General features: G+C 42.1%; 2 protein-coding genes. Both read left to right on the top strand.

The window, feature by feature from the left end:
* On the top strand, nt 1–689 hold a 689-nt coding region (locus GX089_17260), incomplete at its 5' end, for an OmpA family protein (protein ID NLP04245.1).
* A 208-nt stretch (nt 690–897) separates the two neighbouring features.
* Nucleotides 898–2,328, top strand: a 1,431-nt coding sequence (locus tag GX089_17255) for a hypothetical protein (GenBank protein ID NLP04244.1), incomplete at its 3' end; no start/stop codon positions are given.

The raw sequence follows: 2,328 nt of genomic DNA, 5'->3' as shown, positions 1-2,328 counted from the left end.
TTATTACAGAGCAGATGGTGGAGGCGTTCACCACCGATAAAGACGGTGATGGTATTCCTGATGATGTGGATCAGTGTCCAGATGTTGCAGAAGATATGGACGGATTTGAAGATGTTGATGGGTGTCCGGATTATGACAATGATCAGGATGGTATCTATGATGCTCAGGATCAGTGTCCTAATGACCCTGAGGATCGTGATGGTTTCCAGGATGTAGATGGGTGTCCTGATCTGGATAATGATCAGGATGGAATCCCTGATGTCGAGGATGCCTGTCCAAATAATCCTGAGACTGTAAATGGTTACAAGGATTCAGATGGTTGTCCAGATGAGAAGCCACAGGAAATTAAACAGACTTTGATCCTTAAAGGGGTTAATTTTAAAACTGCAAGTGCCGAACTTTTGGAAGAATCCTATTATGTACTGGAACATGTGTATAACAGCCTTGAAGCGTATCCGAATGTGAAAGTCGAGATTGGGGGACATACTGATGATCAGGGCTCTAATGATTACAATTTGGCCCTTTCCTATGACAGAGCAAAATCAGTTATGAGTTATCTGGTTATGAGAGGTATTGCTGCGGATAGAATTGTAGCCAGGGGTTATGGTGAAGAACGTCCTATAGCTCCTAACACGACTCCTGAGGGTCGGGCTAAAAACAGGCGGGTAGAGGTTGTTCCACTCAAATAAAAAACTTCAAAAAGGCTGGTATATTGTGAGGTGTTTTCCAACAAAAATTAAATCGTGCCTAATGGCAGTCTTGCTGGCAGGTGCAACTTTTTTTGCAAATGGAAATGGTGGATATGATGCACCTTATTTCCAGGCTGATTTTATTCAGGATCTCACCGATTGGTCCTCTGCTTTGGTGAACCCAGCCCTTTTATACAGGGTCAATCAGATGCATGTGGATGCATTAGGTTTTTACCGATGGGCTCTGGGTGATGATGCTATGGGATATCAGCACATGGCTATTCAAATGCCGGTAAGGCGGAATCAGACAATCGGTATGACACTGCTTTTTACCAGGAACTCTATCCAGAAATCCTTTATCGATTCTTCAAGTCAGACTATAAAATATGTTGGCAACACCAGTTTTCAGGATGTGTGGTTTATTGCTAATTATGGAATCAGACTTCTTCCCTGGCTGATGGTGGGGACCAACGTAAAATTAAGAACACAGTATCAATTTGGTGATTGGGCTGTATCGCATGTTCCTGGTATCGATTTGGGCTTATATTTTAATCCTCTGGACCATTATCGTTTTGGTGATCTTGGTATCAGTGTTTCTCTTCAGGATATTTTGCCAACCCAGGTCAAATGGGGAGAAGCGTTTAATCATTTAGGGTTGCAGAGGGAGACAGAGGTTACTACCAGCAGATTAAGGATGGGTATCAGATATGCGGCATTAAATGATAATCTGGTGGGAGATGTTGAATTTCTGATTGATAATGCTCTGGGAAAATTCTATGATGCACTTGATTGGAAAAAATATGTTGACATGTTTAAAGGCAGGGACAGCACCGGTGCCAAAATAGGAGAGATCATTCCGGAATACCGGTTCGGCGCCCATGTTAAGTATATGTTCATTCCGCAGATCTGGCTTAAAGCAGGCTGGAACAATAATAACATTCCATATATAGGATTTAATTACAACCTTATTTATCCACTTCCAGAAATGATCAATTATCTCAACTTTGATTGTCATCTGGGATACAGCTTTATTGAGACTTTAATCAAGGACAGCGACAAGAAAGATGAGCGTGGGTTCACCATCGCAGGGAAAGTGTCCACCGATTTCGGACCCACTCGCGAGCAGCGTGAATCCAAGCGTTTGTATGATAAACTGATTCTTGCGCCAATGGACGCTTACAACGAGGCTATGAGACTGTATCTGGCCGGAAAATACTGGGAAGCTTCATTTGCTTTTGGAAAAGTATTGTCCCTGTTTCCGAACTTCCATCTTAATGATAAGGCAACTTATTACCTTGGAAACTGCTACAGATTCCTTTACATGAATGACATTTCCCGGCAGGTATACAAGGAAGCCTTGGAAGAGTATACAACTTCAGAGATGCGAGCCAAATATCTTTACGGTCTGATGGCTTTAGATTACAGGGAAGGGAAAATGGAGGATGCTCTTAAAAACCATTCCTTCATTATTAATCTCTATGCTGATAGTGACATACGGCCTGATGCAGATTATCTGGCAGGACAGATCCATTTTCAGCAGAAAAACTACAATGTTGCGGAACAGTTGTTTGAAGGAATCATGCAGGGTGATCCTCATTATCTTTATGCCCAGTATACTCTGTCTATTATCAATATTGAG

Origin of the sequence: Fibrobacter sp. (genome assembly GCA_012523595.1) — a bacterium.
Lineage (GTDB): Bacteria > Fibrobacterota > Chitinivibrionia > Chitinivibrionales > Chitinispirillaceae > JAAYIG01.
This window is presented reverse-complemented; position numbering and strand designations above follow the sequence as displayed.